This is a genomic window from Herbaspirillum sp. SJZ099 (assembly GCF_007828355.1).
Taxonomy (GTDB): Bacteria; Pseudomonadota; Gammaproteobacteria; order Burkholderiales; family Burkholderiaceae_D; genus Herbaspirillum.
Map to the genome: position 1 here is coordinate 45786 of NZ_VIUO01000001.1, position 12806 is coordinate 58591.

Sequence of the window (12806 nt, forward strand, 5' to 3'; positions counted from 1 at the left end):
CTCTTACTTCAGTGCAGCTGCGCCGGCCCTGGCAATTTCCTCATCGTGCTGCGGCGTGTCGGCCGATACGCCGATGGCGCCGACGATCTGGCCGTCCGCCACCAGCGGCAAGCCGCCGCGCATCAGCACGAAGCCGCGCGCGGTCGCCACGGCCGGCCGGTTGCCGTTGATCGCATCTTCCAGCGCGCCGCTGGGACGGCGAAACAGCGCCGCCGTGCGCGCCTTGCCCGGTGCGATCTCGACGCCGGCCGGCACCGCCGCGTTGTCCATGCGCACCAGCGCCAGCGGCAGCCCGGCGGCATCGACCACCGAAATCACGCACGGCCAGTTCTCGGCCTGTGTCTTGGCTTGCGCGGCTGATATCACTTGCTGCGCCGCGGCCAGCGTCAGCACCGGCTGCACCGGCAGGCTGGCGGCGCCGGCCAGTTGTGCGGCGGCCAGCGCGGCGGCGCCGATGGCGAGGGAAAGCGTGTTCTTGAACATGTGTTGCTCCTTGATAAAGGATGGAAGTGAGCTATCCATTCAATCAGTGCCTATAATTCAGTTCAATACATGAGTTTTTTAAATTAATTAGTTAATACCTAATTCAATGAAAGAGGTGTGCCATGGAGCTGCGCCATCTGCGTTACTTCCTGACCGTAGCGGAGCAGCTGCATTTCGCCCGTGCGGCGGAAATGCTCGGCATTGCCCCGCCCACCCTGAGCGTGCAGATCCAGGAAATGGAACGCAAGCTGCAGGTGCAGCTGTTCGTGCGCACCAAGCGTTCGGTGGCGCTCACTTCCGCCGGCGAGGCCTTTGCCGAGGAAGCGCGCGGCGTGCTGGCGCAATTCGAGCAAGCCTTGCATGTCGGTCGCCGTGCCGGGCGCGGCGAACTGGGCCGGGTGGAGATCGGCTATGTCGGTTCGGCGGTGTTCGGCGGAATCCTGCAGCAACAGATCAGCGCCTTTCGCCGCCAGTGGCCCGATGCCGAGGTGCAGGCGCGGGAGTGGCCGATGCACCGTTTGTCCGAGGCGTTGGAAGAAGGGCGCGTCGACGTCGCTTTCGTGCGCATGCCGCTGGCGCTGGCGCCGTCGTTGCAAACGCATGTGCTGCTGCGCGACCGCTTTTGCCTGGCGCTGCCGGCCGACCACGCGCTGGCCCAGCCGGCAGCGGCGGGGCAGGCGGTCAAGGCCAGGTCGCTGGCGGACGAAGCCTTTATCCTGCCCGAGCAGGAACTGGGCACGCATGAAGTCTGCCGCCGCGGCGGCTTTACACCGCGCAGCGAGAGCCGGCCCGGCAGCCTGCTGGCGGTGCTGGCCGAAGTCTCGGTGGGCGCCGGCGTGGCGGTGGTGCCGGGCGTGCTGACCCAGGTGGTGGACTTGCCCAATGTGGTTTACCGGCCGTTGGCGGGCGCGGCCATCGGTTCCGAAGTGGCCGCGGTGTTTCGTCGCTTCGAACGTTCGCCGGCGGTAAAGAACATGATCGCGGCCATTCGCAAGAGCGTGCCGCTGGTGGTGCCGGCGGTGGCCGCAGGCTGACTCGCGGCCGCATATCGATATCCGTTTTTCTTCCTTCAGCAGGATGGGGCGGCTGCCAGATAATCCTCGGGATCTATCATCCGAGGACATCATGAGCACATCCGCCAACGCATCCGCTCACGCGCTGCATCAACGCTTTTCCGACCTGTTTGCGCTGATCGCGCAAGACAGCATCACCCGCGAGACCGAGCGCCGCCTGCCTTTCGAGGAAGTGCGCCAGTTGAAGGAAGCGGGATTTTCCGCACTGCGCGTACCGGTCGCGCACGGCGGGGCCGGCGTGAGCCTGGAGGATTACTTCTACCTGCTGATCCGCCTGGGCGAGGCCGAATCCAACCTGCCGCAGATCCTGCGCGTGAACGCCGGCTTCACCGAGCTGCTGCTGGAACGCAAGGACGACGCCGACACGCGCCGCTGGCTGGATGTGATCGGCAGCGGCAAGACCTTCGGCGCGGCCACGTCCGAGCGCAATGCCGCCACCGGCAATTCCGTGCTGCTGGAAAAGGACGGCAACGGCCACCGGCGCCTCAACGGCGAGAAGTACTATTCCACCGGTACCCTGTATGCCGACTGGGTGCTGGTGCGCGCGCACGACCATGAATCCGATTTCAATGTGCTGGTGCCCGCCGACGCGCCGGGCGTCGAACGCGTCGACGACTGGGACGGCTTCGGGCAGCGCCTGACCGGCAGCGGCACCACGCGTTTCCACAACGTGCTGGTCGACGACGCCCAGGTGTTGGATCGCTACCATGCATCGCAGCCGCGCCGCAACACCATCATCACCTCCTTCTACCAGACGTTCCACCTGGCCGCGCTGTCGGGCATCGCGCGCGCCGCGCTGCGCGATGCGGTGGCATTCACCCAGCCGCGCACCCGCACCTTCGGCGTGCCAGGCAACTCCAGCCCGCGCGAGAATCCGCTGGTGCATCGTGTGGTCGGCCGCCTGGCCAGCCTGGCGTGGTCGGCCGAGCAACTGACGCTGGCCGTGGCGCGCGAACAGGATGCGCTGCATGCCGCGCGCCGCGCCGGCACGGTCGCCACCGAGGATTACAACGCGCTCGACATCAAGACCTTCGAAGCGCAGCAGATCGTCATCGGCCAGGTGCTGGAAGCCACCACCTTGCTGTTCGAAGTGGGCGGCGCCTCGGCCACCAGCGAAACCCGCCGGCTGGACCGCCACTGGCGCAACGCGCGCACGCTGGCTTCGCACAATCCGGCGATCCAGCGCGAGGCGGCCATCGGCAACTACCACCTCAACGGCCGGCCGCATGACGAGCGTTTCGGCAACGGCTACGCCTGATCCCACCAGGCAGCAAATATCCTCATGCGTATTCGTTCGTTCAACTGAGGCGGCACGGTCAATACACTTTCGGCAGCGTTTTTTGATTTTTCCACCACTCTGCCGGAAGCGATATCGACCATGCTGAAACGAATTTTCTCCTTGCTGCTGTTGCCTGCCCTTGCCATCAGCCTTGCCCATGCCGCGCCACAGGAACGCGAGCTGAAGATTGGCTTCGTGCCCGGCCCTTACATCGACGAATTCAAGCTGGGCGTGCAGCCGGAGCTGGAGAAAAAGGGTTACAAGATCCGCTTCTACGAATTCACCACCGGCCTGGAAGCCAACAGCGCCGTCTTCAAGGGCGACATCGACGCCAACGTGATGCAGCACACGGTCTTTCTCGATTCCTACAACGAGCGCAACAAGACCGACCTGGTCGGCATCGTCCAGGTGCCCACGCCGCCGATGGGCCTGTATTCCAGGAAGCACAAGGATCTCAACAACCTCAGGAAGGGCTTTACGGTGGCCGTGCCCAACGACCCTGTCAACCTGCAACGGGCCTTGTGGATCTTGCAGCGGCTGGGCTGGATCCGCATCCGCGAGAACAAGCCGGTCGATGTGACCGAACTCGATGTGGTGGAAAACAAGGTGGGGTTGAAATTGGTGCCGTTGGAGAATGCCCAGGGGCCGCGGGCGCTGGACGATGCCGATTTCGCCGCGGTCCAGGGCAACTTCGCCATCTTCGCCAAGCTGAAGCTGTCGGATGCGTTCGCGCTGGAAGACATGAAGCCGCCGTATATCAACGTGGTGGCGGTGAAGAAGACGCGCCAGTCCGATGCCTATGCGCGGGACCTGGCGGAGGCGTACCGCTCGGAGAATTTCCAGAAGGCGATCCGGGGCGATCGGTTTTACGATGGATTTACCTTGCCGGATTACTTTGCCGCTACCGGCAAGCGCAACTGATCACCCTGTCGGATCCGGCGCGCGGCGCATGACGCCGCAGCGCCATAGCGCCATAGCGTCTCAGGCAACCCGCGCGCGCTGGCCGGCGTCGGCGCCGGGGAGCGCCAGCCCGAAATGCTCCCGCAAGGTGCGCCCCGCATATTCCCTGCGGAACAATCCGCGCTGTTGCAGGATCGGCACCACGCCATCGGTGAAGTCCTGCAGGCCGCCTGGCAAGACGTCCGGCATCAGGTTGAAGCCGTCGGCCGCGCCGGCCTTGAACCACGCTTCGATCTCACCGGCAATCTGTTCCGGCGTGCCCACCAGCACGCGATGTCCGCCGCCGCCGCAGAGGGCGCGGATCAGGTCGCGCACGGTGTGCTGCCGGCCCTGCGCCAGCGACAGCGTGGCGTGGAAGAAGGTGTGGTTGCCATTGCCGCCCGCCGGCAAGGCCAGGTCGGCGGGCAGTGGCTGGTCGAGGTGCAGGCGTTCGGCCGGGATGCCGAGGGTGCCCGCCAGGCGCTTGAGGCTGTAGCGCCAGGGGATCATGTCGACCAGCTCGTCGCGTCGGCGCAGGGCCTCGGCTTCGGTGGCGCCGATGATGGTGGCCAGGCCGGGCAGGATCTTGACCGCGTGCGGGCCGCGCCCCAGCGCGGCGGCGCGTTCGTTGATGGCGCGGCTGTAGGCCAGCGACTCTTCCAGGGTATGCGCGGCCGAGAACACGGCTTCGGCGTGGCGCGCGGCCAGCTCGCGGCCGTCGCCGGAACCGCCGGCTTGCACCAGCACCGGCTGGCCCTGCGGCGTGCGCGGAAGGTTGAGCGGGCCTTGCACGCTGAAATGCCGGCCACGGTGGGCGATCGGCTTGACCTTGGCTTCATCGATGAAGCGGCCGCTTTGCTTGTCGCCGATGACGGCGCCGTCGTCCCAGCTGTTCCACAGCGCCTTGACCACTTCGGTGAATTCGTCGGCGCGCGCGTAGCGGCCGGCATGGTCGGGCGTGGCGTCGAGGCCGAAGTTGCGCGCCGAACCGGCATCGGCGGTGGTGACGATATTCCAGCCGGCGCGGCCGCCGCTGACATGGTCCAGCGTGGCGAAGCGGCGCGCGATGTTATAGGGCTCGTTGTAGCTGGTGGAGGCGGTGCCGATGACGCCGATGCGGGTGGTGGCGGCGGCCACGGTGGCCAGCAATACCGTGGGCTCCAGCGCGGTGATCGGGCGGAAGTCGATCTGTTCGATGATGGCGGCATTGTCGGCCAGGAACACCGCATCGAACTTGGCGGCTTCGGCGATCTGCGCCACCTTCACGTAGTGGGCGGCGTCGATGAAGGCCAGCGGGTCGGCATCGGGCAGGCGCCATGCCGAAGGGATGAACCCGGAATGCAGGATGTTGACGTTCAGGTGCAACTGGCGAGGGGGCACGCTCATCGGGGAACCTGGCGCCGCCTCAATGCACGCGCGGGAAGCCGTGGCGCTGCGCCAGCAGTTCGAGGATGCGGCGCGTATCGGTGACGAAGCGCTTGCCGTCGAGGCGTTGCGCATCGTCCGGCGGCGGCAGCCGGTCGCCCAGGATCAGCACCGGCAGGCTTTGGTGTTGCGCATCCAGCGCCGCCACCACTTCGGCGCGCGGCCGCGCGAACGGCAGGCGCTTGATGTCCAGCTGCGCCGCGCGTTCCGGGCCGCCGGCCAGCAAGCCTTCGATGGGAGCGCCGTCGGGGCAGATGAAACGTTCGCCCGGATGGGCGGGATCGGTGAAACCGTATTCAAGCAATAGCAACAGGTCGCGGCTCATGGCATTTCCTCGGGATGGCAATCGGAAGATTCTGTGCCGCGGCCCCGGCGCCGGCCACGAATAAATCTGCATAAACATATACGTATGCGGCAGCTACAATGCCGTTTGGCGCAGGGGGAACCGACCTCCCGCTTTTTTCCATTTCTTTGTGAATGCGATTTCCTGATGGCGTTCCTGACTTCCTTCCTGTGGCTGCGCTGGCCCTTGTTGCTGCTGGCGGTTTGCGTGCTGGCCGGCCTGGCCGCATGGGGCGCGTGCGCGTTGTGGTTCCAGCTGCCGGCGCCGCCGTGGGCGCGCGGCGCGGCGATTGCCGCGTGGTCGTTGCTGGCGCTGGCGGCATTGGCCGCCCTGGCCGGTGTGGCCGGCGCCGGTTGGCGCTGGTGCCTGGCGGCGTTCCTGCTGTGCGCGGTGGCGCTGTTGGCATGGTGGCATGGCATCCGGCCGTCGCATGAGCGGATCTGGGCCGACGATGTCGCGCGCATGCTGGAGCCGCAGGTGCAGGGCGATCAGGTGACGCTGGCCAATGTGCGCAACTTCCGCTGGCGCAGCGAAACCGATTACGACGTGCATTGGGAGACCCGCCGTTACGACCTGGCGCACCTGGTTTCGGCCGATCTGCTCCTGTCTTACTGGATGGGGCCGGCGATCGCGCACACGCTGGTGTCGTTCGGTTTCGACGACGGCCGGCGCCTGGTGTTCTCGCTGGAAATCCGCAAGGAGCGGGGCGAGAGCTTTTCCGCCATCGGCGGCTTCTTCCGCCGGTTTGAAACAGTGATCGTGGCGGCCGACGAGAGCGACATCATCCGCACCCGCACCAATGCGCGCGGCGAAGACGTCTACCTGTACCGGCTGCGGCTGGCGCCGGAGCAGTTGCGCAAGGTCTTCCTCGGTTACCTGGAGCGGGCTGCCCAGTTGCGGCAAGAGCCCCGTTTCTACAATACGCTCACCAGCAATTGCACCACCATGGTGTTCGAACTGGCGCGCCGGTTGTCGCCCTCGCTGCCGCTGGATTACCGTCTGCTGCTGTCGGGATATTTCGCGCAATATGCCTACGACCACGGCGGCCTGGCGCCGGGCCGCTCCTTCGATGAACTGAAGGCCGCAGGCCGCATCACGCAGCGTGCGCTGGCGGCAGCGCACGCTGCGGATTATTCGAAGGCCATCCGGCAGGGCGTGCCGGGCGTGGCGGAGTCAGAATTGCGTTGATGCGCTGATGCGTGGGGCCGTCGCTGTCCACGGATGAGTCGGTTCGCCGTCCGTATGGCTTATCCGGGTGGGCGCATGCGGCACCGGGCTGGTGTAGCGCCTGTTGCACCGATTGCGCGATGCGTCGCGCACTCACGCCTATTGATGAAATGAGTTCCAGATATGTTAGATCGAAATAATTATTTAAATAATTCATGAGATTTGTTTAGGATTTTCCACATCGCGGCACTTCGCCGCCAGCCAATGTGGAGGATGCACCCATGCCAGAAGTGGTCAATCGCCTGTCGTTGCCCAAGGCGGCAGCGGCCGGGCCGCCGCCGTCGACAAGCGCGGCGCGCCTATCGCGGCTGGCCGATCCCCATGCGCTGCTGGCCATTTCATGGCTGGCGCCGGTGGTCGCGCTGGTGGCGTGGGAAATTTTCGCCCGCCTCGGTTTTTTGTCGCCCCAGGTATTGCCTGCGCCCAGCAAGGTTGCCGTCACCGCCTGGAACCTGGTCGGCCAGGGCCGTCTGCTGAGCGATCTCGCCGCCAGCCTGCTGCGGGCCGTCTCCGGTTTTGTCATCGGCGGCGGCATCGGTTTCGCCCTGGGCACCCTGGTCGGTTTTTCGCGCCTGGCCGAAGCGCTGTTCGACCGTAGCGTGCAGATGGTGCGCGCCGTCCCTTTCCTGGCGGCGTTGCCGCTGGTGATCGTGTGGTTCGGGGTGGATGAGGGCGGCAAGGTGTTCCTGGTGTCGCTGGGCGTGCTGTTCCCGATCTATATCAATACCGTGCTTGGCATCCGCCAGGTCGACCCCAAGCTGGTCGAGCTGGGCCGCGTCATGGGTTTGTCGGACTGGGCGCTGATTCGCCGCATCATCCTGCCCGGCGCCTTGCCGTCGATCCTGGCCGGCGTGCGCTATGCGCTGGCGGTAGCCTGGCTGGCGCTGGTGATCGCCGAAACCATCGCCACCAATGTCGGCATCGGTTCCCTGGCCATGGATGCGCGCGAGTTCCTGCAGACCGATGTGATCGTGCTGACCATCGTCATCTATGCCGGCATCGGCGTCGTCTCGGACGGCATCGCGCGGGCGCTGGAGCGCCGGCTGCTGGCCTGGCATCCCAACTACGCCAAGGGCGGCCGATGATGACGATCCCCACCCATACCATGCATCCGGCGGGTTTCGAGGAAACCGCCGTCACCGTCAGCGGCCTGCAGCGCCGTTATGGCGAGCGTAGCGTGATCAAGGGGCTGAACCTGCGCATCGCGCGCGGCGAGTTCGTCGCCCTGCTCGGCGAAAGCGGTTGCGGCAAGACCACGCTGCTGCGTGCGCTGGCCGGGCTGGATGCCACCGACGGCGGGCGCATCGACGGCCCGGCGCAACCGGCGGTAGTGTTCCAGGAACCGCGCCTGGTGCCGTGGGATCCGCTGTGGCGCAACGTCGCGCTGGGGCTGGACGACCGGGCTGGCAAGCCGCTGGCCAAGGCGGCGCTGGAAGAAGTGGGCCTGGGCGCGCGCATCGACGACTGGCCGCGCAACCTGTCCGGAGGCCAGGCGCAACGCGTGGCGCTGGCCCGCGCGCTGGTGCGCGAACCGCGCCTGCTGTTGCTGGATGAACCCTTCGCCGCGCTCGACGCGCTGACGCGCATCCGCATGCATGCGCTGGTGCGCCAATTGCTGGCGCGCCACCGGCCCGGCGTGCTGCTGGTCACGCACGATGTCGACGAAGCCATCGTGCTGGCCGATCGCATCCTGGTCATGCGCGACGGCGCCATCGCCAGCGACTACACGGTCGCGCCGCAGGCCGCGCACAATCGTTCGCATCCGGCCGCCGAGGCCCTGCGCGCGCAGTTGCTGGCCGAGCTGGGCGTGGCGGCCGAAGCCTGAACGCATTTCCCGGCCGGGTGTTTTCGTGTCGCCGCTCGAGCGACGGCATGGGCCTTCCTTTTCCATTCATTTCTCAACCAAGCATTCATCATGAGCGAACACGACAAGCCTGCCAATTCCCAACGACGCCACCTGATCCAGGCCGCCTTCGCCGGCGCCGCGCTTGGCGCCGCCGGCCTTGCCGGCACGGCGCTGGCTGCAGCGGGCAAGTCGCGCAATACCGACACCGTGCGCCTGGCATGGGGCAAGGGCGGCTTGCCCGGCATTGCCCGCACCCGCGGCGAATTTGAAAAGACCCTGGCCAGGGACGGCATCAAGGTGCAATGGATCGGCCCGTTCCCCAACCATGCGCCGTCGCTGCAGGCGGTCACCGGCGGCAGCGCCGATTTCGGTTTCGGCGGCAGCACCACGCCGGCGCTGGCGGCGATGATCGCCGGATCGCCGCTGGTATTTACGCAGTTCGCCGTGGTCGAACCGCGCAGCACCGCCATCATCGCGCGCGACGGTTCCGGCATCGACAAGGTCGCCGACCTGGTGGGCAAGAGCGTGGCGGTGAACCGTTCCGGCCTGGGAGAGTTCCTGCTGGTGGCGGCGCTGGAGAAGCATGGCATCGACCGCAGCAAGGTGAAGTTCGTCTATCTCAACCCGCCCGATGCCGGCCCGGCATTCTCGCAGGGCAAGGTCGACGCCTGGTCGATGTGGAGCCCGGGCGTGGACATCGCGCGCGTGGAATACAAGGCGCATGACGTGTTCTTCGAAGGGCGCGACCTCGATTTCCTGATCGACTTCAATTCCTACGTCACGCACCGCAAGTTCGCCGAAGAGAACGGCGACATCGTGCGCGCCGTCAACGCCGCCTACCGTGCCGAAGGGGAATGGATCACAAAGAACACCAAGGAGGCGGAAATACTGGTGCAGAAGGACGCGGGCTATTCCGACGCCGTGCGCGATTCGCTGATCCGGCTGCAGCGCCGCTGGGAGTTCCACGGCGCCGGCGACGCCAGATTCATCGCCACCTTCCAGGGCGCGGCGGACTGGCTCTCGGAGCGCAAGATCCTGCCGCAAAAAGTGAAAGTCACCGACTACATCGTCAATGTCTGAGAAACCGCATCATCTACGGAAAGGCACATCATGAGCGTCAATTTCATCGGCATGATCACCAGCCACAAGAACTCGGAAATCCATCTCTCGACCGGCCCCGCCATCGATCACGACTACCTGCTGCGCTTTGCCAGGGCGCATGAGGACGCCGGTTTCGACCGCGTGCTGGTGCCCTACCATTCGACCGGGCCGGACGCCATCCTGACCATCGCCCAGGCCGCCGCCGCCACCAGCCGCATCAAGCTGATGCTGGCGCACCGTCCCGGCTTCGTCGCGCCCACGCTGGCCGCGCGCCAGCTTGCCACTCTCGACCAGTTCAGCGGCGGGCGGCTGGGCGTGCACATCATCTCCGGCGGTTCGGATGCCGAGCAGCGGCGCGACGGCGACTACCTCGACCATGACCAGCGCTATGCGCGCACCGACGAGTACCTGGCGATCCTGCGCCGGGTATGGACCGAAGAGAAGCCATTTGACCATCAGGGTGCGCACTACCGTTTCGAGCAGGCATTCTCGGAAGTCAAGCCGGTACAAAAGCCGCACATCCCGATCTTCTTCGGCGGCGCCTCGGATGCGGCCATTCCCGTGGCTGGCCGGCATGCCGACATCTACGCGCTGTGGGGCGAATCGCTCGACCAGGTGCGCGACCTGACCGGCCGCGTGCGCGCCGAGGCGGCTCGCCACGGACGCGAGATCGCCTTCTCGGTATCGTTCCGCCCGATCCTGGCCGATACCGAGGAAAAGGCCTGGGCGCGCGCCGAAAGCATCCTCGCAGAAACCCGCCGCCTGCGCGCCGGCAACGCCAAGCTGCACCCGGCCTATACCGGCCCGCAACAAAGCGAAGGCGCGCGCCGCCTGTTGGCCGCGGCCGACAAGGGCGCCCGCGTGGACAAGCGCCTCTGGACCGCGATCGCCAAGGAAACCGGCGCCCGCTACAACTCCACCGCGCTGGTCGGCACGCCGGAACAGGTGGCCGAAGCGCTGCTGGATTACTACGACCTGGGCGTGACCAATTTCCTCATCCGCGGCTTCGACCCGCTGGAAGACGCGATCGATTACGGGCGCGAGCTGATCCCCCGTACGCGGGAGCTGGTGGCGCAGCGGATTGGGAAGAAGAAGGCGGCCTGACTGCCTGGGCTGAAGGGATGCGGCCGGCGTGCGCCTTTGGCGCAGCGCCGGCCGTCTTGTTTCAGGCCGATTCCAGCGCCTGCTTGAGGTCGGCCCGCCGGTCGTCGATGTGTTCGATGCCGACCGACAGACGAAAAACGGCCGGGGGAACCCGGCCGTCGTGTGCTGCTTGGATAACGGTTTTATTTACTTGGCGCTGAGCATGCGCTCGACATAGCGCGCAATCAGGTCGATCTCCAGGTTCACCTTGCTGCCCGCCTTCAGGTGTTTCAAGGTGGTGACTTCCACCGTGTGCGGGATCAGGTTGATCGAGAAGCGGCAGGCGTCGGCCAGGTCTTCGACGCGGTTGACCGTCAGCGAGACGCCATTGACCACGATCGAGCCCTTGTAGGCCAGGTATTTGCCCAGCGCTTTCGGCGCGTCGACGATCAGTTCGCGCGATTCGCCGACCGGTTCGAAGGAGTGGACCCGGCCCAGGCCGTCGACGTGGCCGGAGACCAGGTGGCCGCCCAGGCGCTCGGCCAGGGTCAGGGCTTTTTCCAGGTTGACTTCGCCGGGGGCATCGAGGCCGGCGGTGAGGTTCAGGCTTTCGCGCGAGACGTCGACGGTGAAGCCGCTGGCGCTTTTTTCCACCACGGTCATGCAGGCGCCGTTCAAGGCGATCGAGTCGCCCAGGCCGACGTCGTCCATCGGCAGGGCGCCGGCATCGACGGTCAGGCGCACGCCGGCGTCGGGGCCGGCGGCGAGCGGTTGGACGGAGGTGATTTTGCCGATGGCGGCGACGATACCTGTAAACATGTTGCAGCCTCTGTAAGAACGCCGGGCTGGGCCGGGCAATTAAGTGAATCGTGCAAGGATACGCAAATCCGGCCCGATCTGCTTGACCTCGTAGAAGTTCAGGTCGATCTTGCCGGACAGGTCTTGCAGCGGCGGCAGGTCGAACATGTTGCGGCCTTCGCCCAGGAGGCTGGGCGCGAGGTAGAGCAGCAGTTCGTCGACGCAGCCTGCGCGGATCAGCGCAGCGTTGAGCTTGGAACCAGCTTCCACATGCAGTTCATTGATCTGGCGCCGGCCGAGTTCGCGCACCAGCGCCGGCAGGTCGACCTTGCCCTCGGCGTTGGGCAGCACGATGACTTCGGCGCCCTGGCTTTCCAGCATGGCGGTTTTCTCTTTGTCGTCGGCGGCGGTGAAGACCCAGGTGCCGCCGCCCTGGATCACGCGCGCCTGCGGCGAGACGGCGAGCTTGCTGTCGACCACGATACGGCGCGGCTGGCGCGGCGTGTCGATGGCGCGTACGGTGAGCTGGGCGTCATCCTTGGCGATGGTGCCGATGCCGGCCATGATGGCGCAGGCGCGGGCGCGCCAGACGTGGCCGTCGTCGCGCGCGGCCTGGCTGGTGATCCACTGGCTCAGGCCATTGTGCAGGGCGGTCTTGCCGTCCAGGCTGGCGGCGCTTTTCATGCGCACCCAGGGTTTGCCGGTGCGCATGCGCGCCAGGAAGCCGATGTTGATTTCCCGCGCTTCTTCTTCCAGGAGTCCGCAGGTGACGTCGATGCCCGCGGCCTGCAATCTGGCCAGGCCCTGGCCGGCCACCAGCGGATTGGGGTCGGCGATGGCGGCCACCACGCGGGCCACGCCGGCGCGCACCAGCGCATCGGCGCAAGGCGGGGTGCGGCCGAAATGGCTGCAGGGTTCCAGCGTGACGTAGACGGTGGCGCCGCGCACATCCTGGCCGCGCGCGGCGGCGTCGGCCAGGGCCTGGATCTCGGCGTGGTTGCCGCCGGGCGGCTGGGTGAAGCCGGCGCCGATGACGCGGCGCTGCTTGACGATCACGCAGCCCACGCGCGGGTTGGGGGTGGTGTTGAGCATGCCGAAGCCGGCCTGGATCAGTGCCAGCGCCATGGCTTGTTGGTCGTTGCCGATGTCGAATTGGTCGAGCGGGTCTTCTGTCAGGGTCATGGTGTCGCCGTGTGGGGATGGGCGCGG

At 66.5% G+C, this 12806-nt stretch carries 13 protein-coding genes; 8 read left to right on the forward strand and 5 right to left on the reverse strand.

Features of this window, described 5'->3' with window-relative positions:
- Positions 1–3: 3 nt before the first annotated feature.
- Positions 4–483 carry a heme-binding protein gene (locus FB597_RS00210; RefSeq protein WP_144767496.1) on the reverse strand — a complete coding sequence of 160 codons (480 nt, stop codon included), beginning with the start codon at positions 481–483 and terminating at the stop codon, positions 4–6.
- Positions 484–605: 122 nt separating this feature from the next.
- On the opposite strand from FB597_RS00210, the gene FB597_RS00215 reads away from it, so the two are divergent.
- From FB597_RS00215 to FB597_RS00225, 3 genes are all read left to right on the forward strand, one after another.
- Entirely contained in the window at positions 606–1517 is a 912-nt protein-coding gene (locus FB597_RS00215; protein ID WP_144767499.1) for a LysR substrate-binding domain-containing protein, read from the forward strand.
- A 91-nt stretch (positions 1518–1608) separates the two neighbouring features.
- Positions 1609–2814: an acyl-CoA dehydrogenase family protein gene (locus tag FB597_RS00220; protein WP_144767501.1), complete on the forward strand. Its 1206-nt coding sequence runs from the start codon at positions 1609–1611 to the stop codon at positions 2812–2814.
- A gap of 120 nt (positions 2815–2934) precedes the next feature.
- On the forward strand, positions 2935–3756 hold the full coding sequence (locus FB597_RS00225) for a MetQ/NlpA family ABC transporter substrate-binding protein (protein WP_144767503.1): 822 nt from the start codon (positions 2935–2937) through the stop codon (positions 3754–3756).
- A gap of 60 nt (positions 3757–3816) precedes the next feature.
- On the opposite strand, the gene FB597_RS00230 is transcribed toward FB597_RS00225, so the two are convergent.
- Together FB597_RS00230 and FB597_RS00235 are read right to left on the reverse strand one after the other, a co-directional pair.
- A complete protein-coding gene (locus FB597_RS00230) occupies positions 3817–5160 on the reverse strand; it encodes an LLM class flavin-dependent oxidoreductase (protein ID WP_144767504.1) in 1344 nt (447 codons plus the stop codon).
- Between the two features lie 19 nt (positions 5161–5179).
- Entirely contained in the window at positions 5180–5524 is a 345-nt protein-coding gene (locus FB597_RS00235; RefSeq protein WP_144767505.1) for a DUF3088 domain-containing protein, read from the reverse strand.
- Positions 5525–5689: 165 nt separating this feature from the next.
- On the opposite strand from FB597_RS00235, the gene FB597_RS00240 reads away from it, so the two are divergent.
- From FB597_RS00240 to FB597_RS00260, 5 genes are all read left to right on the forward strand, one after another.
- Positions 5690–6730 carry a DUF4105 domain-containing protein gene (locus FB597_RS00240; RefSeq protein WP_144767507.1) on the forward strand — a complete coding sequence of 347 codons (1041 nt, stop codon included), beginning with the start codon at positions 5690–5692 and terminating at the stop codon, positions 6728–6730.
- Between the two features lie 260 nt (positions 6731–6990).
- Positions 6991–7854: an ABC transporter permease subunit gene (locus tag FB597_RS00245; RefSeq protein WP_144767509.1), complete on the forward strand. Its 864-nt coding sequence runs from the start codon at positions 6991–6993 to the stop codon at positions 7852–7854.
- Entirely contained in the window at positions 7854–8594 is a 741-nt protein-coding gene (locus FB597_RS00250) for an ABC transporter ATP-binding protein (protein ID WP_144768342.1), read from the forward strand. The genes FB597_RS00245 and FB597_RS00250 overlap by 1 nt, the downstream gene beginning before the upstream one ends.
- Positions 8595–8684: 90 nt before the next feature.
- Positions 8685–9695 carry an NrtA/SsuA/CpmA family ABC transporter substrate-binding protein gene (locus FB597_RS00255; protein ID WP_141911675.1) on the forward strand — a complete coding sequence of 337 codons (1011 nt, stop codon included), beginning with the start codon at positions 8685–8687 and terminating at the stop codon, positions 9693–9695.
- Positions 9696–9725: 30 nt separating this feature from the next.
- Positions 9726–10820: an LLM class flavin-dependent oxidoreductase gene (locus tag FB597_RS00260; protein WP_144767510.1), complete on the forward strand. Its 1095-nt coding sequence runs from the start codon at positions 9726–9728 to the stop codon at positions 10818–10820.
- A gap of 186 nt (positions 10821–11006) precedes the next feature.
- Here FB597_RS00260 and FB597_RS00265 read toward each other — a convergent pair whose 3' ends face one another.
- Positions 11007–11618 carry a riboflavin synthase gene (locus FB597_RS00265; RefSeq protein ID WP_141911681.1) on the reverse strand — a complete coding sequence of 204 codons (612 nt, stop codon included), beginning with the start codon at positions 11616–11618 and terminating at the stop codon, positions 11007–11009.
- Between the two features lie 39 nt (positions 11619–11657).
- A complete protein-coding gene (ribD, locus tag FB597_RS00270; protein ID WP_144767512.1) occupies positions 11658–12779 on the reverse strand; it encodes a bifunctional diaminohydroxyphosphoribosylaminopyrimidine deaminase/5-amino-6-(5-phosphoribosylamino)uracil reductase RibD in 1122 nt (373 codons plus the stop codon).
- Positions 12780–12806 lie beyond the last annotated feature (27 nt).

What these genes read in the sequence shown, in the direction of transcription:
- FB597_RS00215 (WP_144767499.1), top strand. Translation starts at nt 606, where the DNA reads ATGGAGCTGCGCCATCTGCGTTACTTCCTGACCGTAGCGGAGCAGCTG.
- FB597_RS00260 (WP_144767510.1), top strand. Translation starts at nt 9,726, where the DNA reads ATGAGCGTCAATTTCATCGGCATGATCACCAGCCACAAGAACTCGGAA.
- FB597_RS00240 (WP_144767507.1), top strand. Translation starts at nt 5,690, where the DNA reads ATGGCGTTCCTGACTTCCTTCCTGTGGCTGCGCTGGCCCTTGTTGCTG.
- FB597_RS00225 (WP_144767503.1), top strand. Translation starts at nt 2,935, where the DNA reads ATGCTGAAACGAATTTTCTCCTTGCTGCTGTTGCCTGCCCTTGCCATC.
- FB597_RS00265 (WP_141911681.1), bottom strand. Translation starts at nt 11,618, where the DNA reads ATGTTTACAGGTATCGTCGCCGCCATCGGCAAAATCACCTCCGTCCAA.
- FB597_RS00220 (WP_144767501.1), top strand. Translation starts at nt 1,609, where the DNA reads ATGAGCACATCCGCCAACGCATCCGCTCACGCGCTGCATCAACGCTTT.
- ribD (WP_144767512.1), bottom strand. Translation starts at nt 12,779, where the DNA reads ATGACCCTGACAGAAGACCCGCTCGACCAATTCGACATCGGCAACGAC.
- FB597_RS00250 (WP_144768342.1), top strand. Translation starts at nt 7,854, where the DNA reads ATGACGATCCCCACCCATACCATGCATCCGGCGGGTTTCGAGGAAACC.
- FB597_RS00230 (WP_144767504.1), bottom strand. Translation starts at nt 5,160, where the DNA reads ATGAGCGTGCCCCCTCGCCAGTTGCACCTGAACGTCAACATCCTGCAT.
- FB597_RS00210 (WP_144767496.1), bottom strand. Translation starts at nt 483, where the DNA reads ATGTTCAAGAACACGCTTTCCCTCGCCATCGGCGCCGCCGCGCTGGCC.
- FB597_RS00245 (WP_144767509.1), top strand. Translation starts at nt 6,991, where the DNA reads ATGCCAGAAGTGGTCAATCGCCTGTCGTTGCCCAAGGCGGCAGCGGCC.
- FB597_RS00255 (WP_141911675.1), top strand. Translation starts at nt 8,685, where the DNA reads ATGAGCGAACACGACAAGCCTGCCAATTCCCAACGACGCCACCTGATC.
- FB597_RS00235 (WP_144767505.1), bottom strand. Translation starts at nt 5,524, where the DNA reads ATGAGCCGCGACCTGTTGCTATTGCTTGAATACGGTTTCACCGATCCC.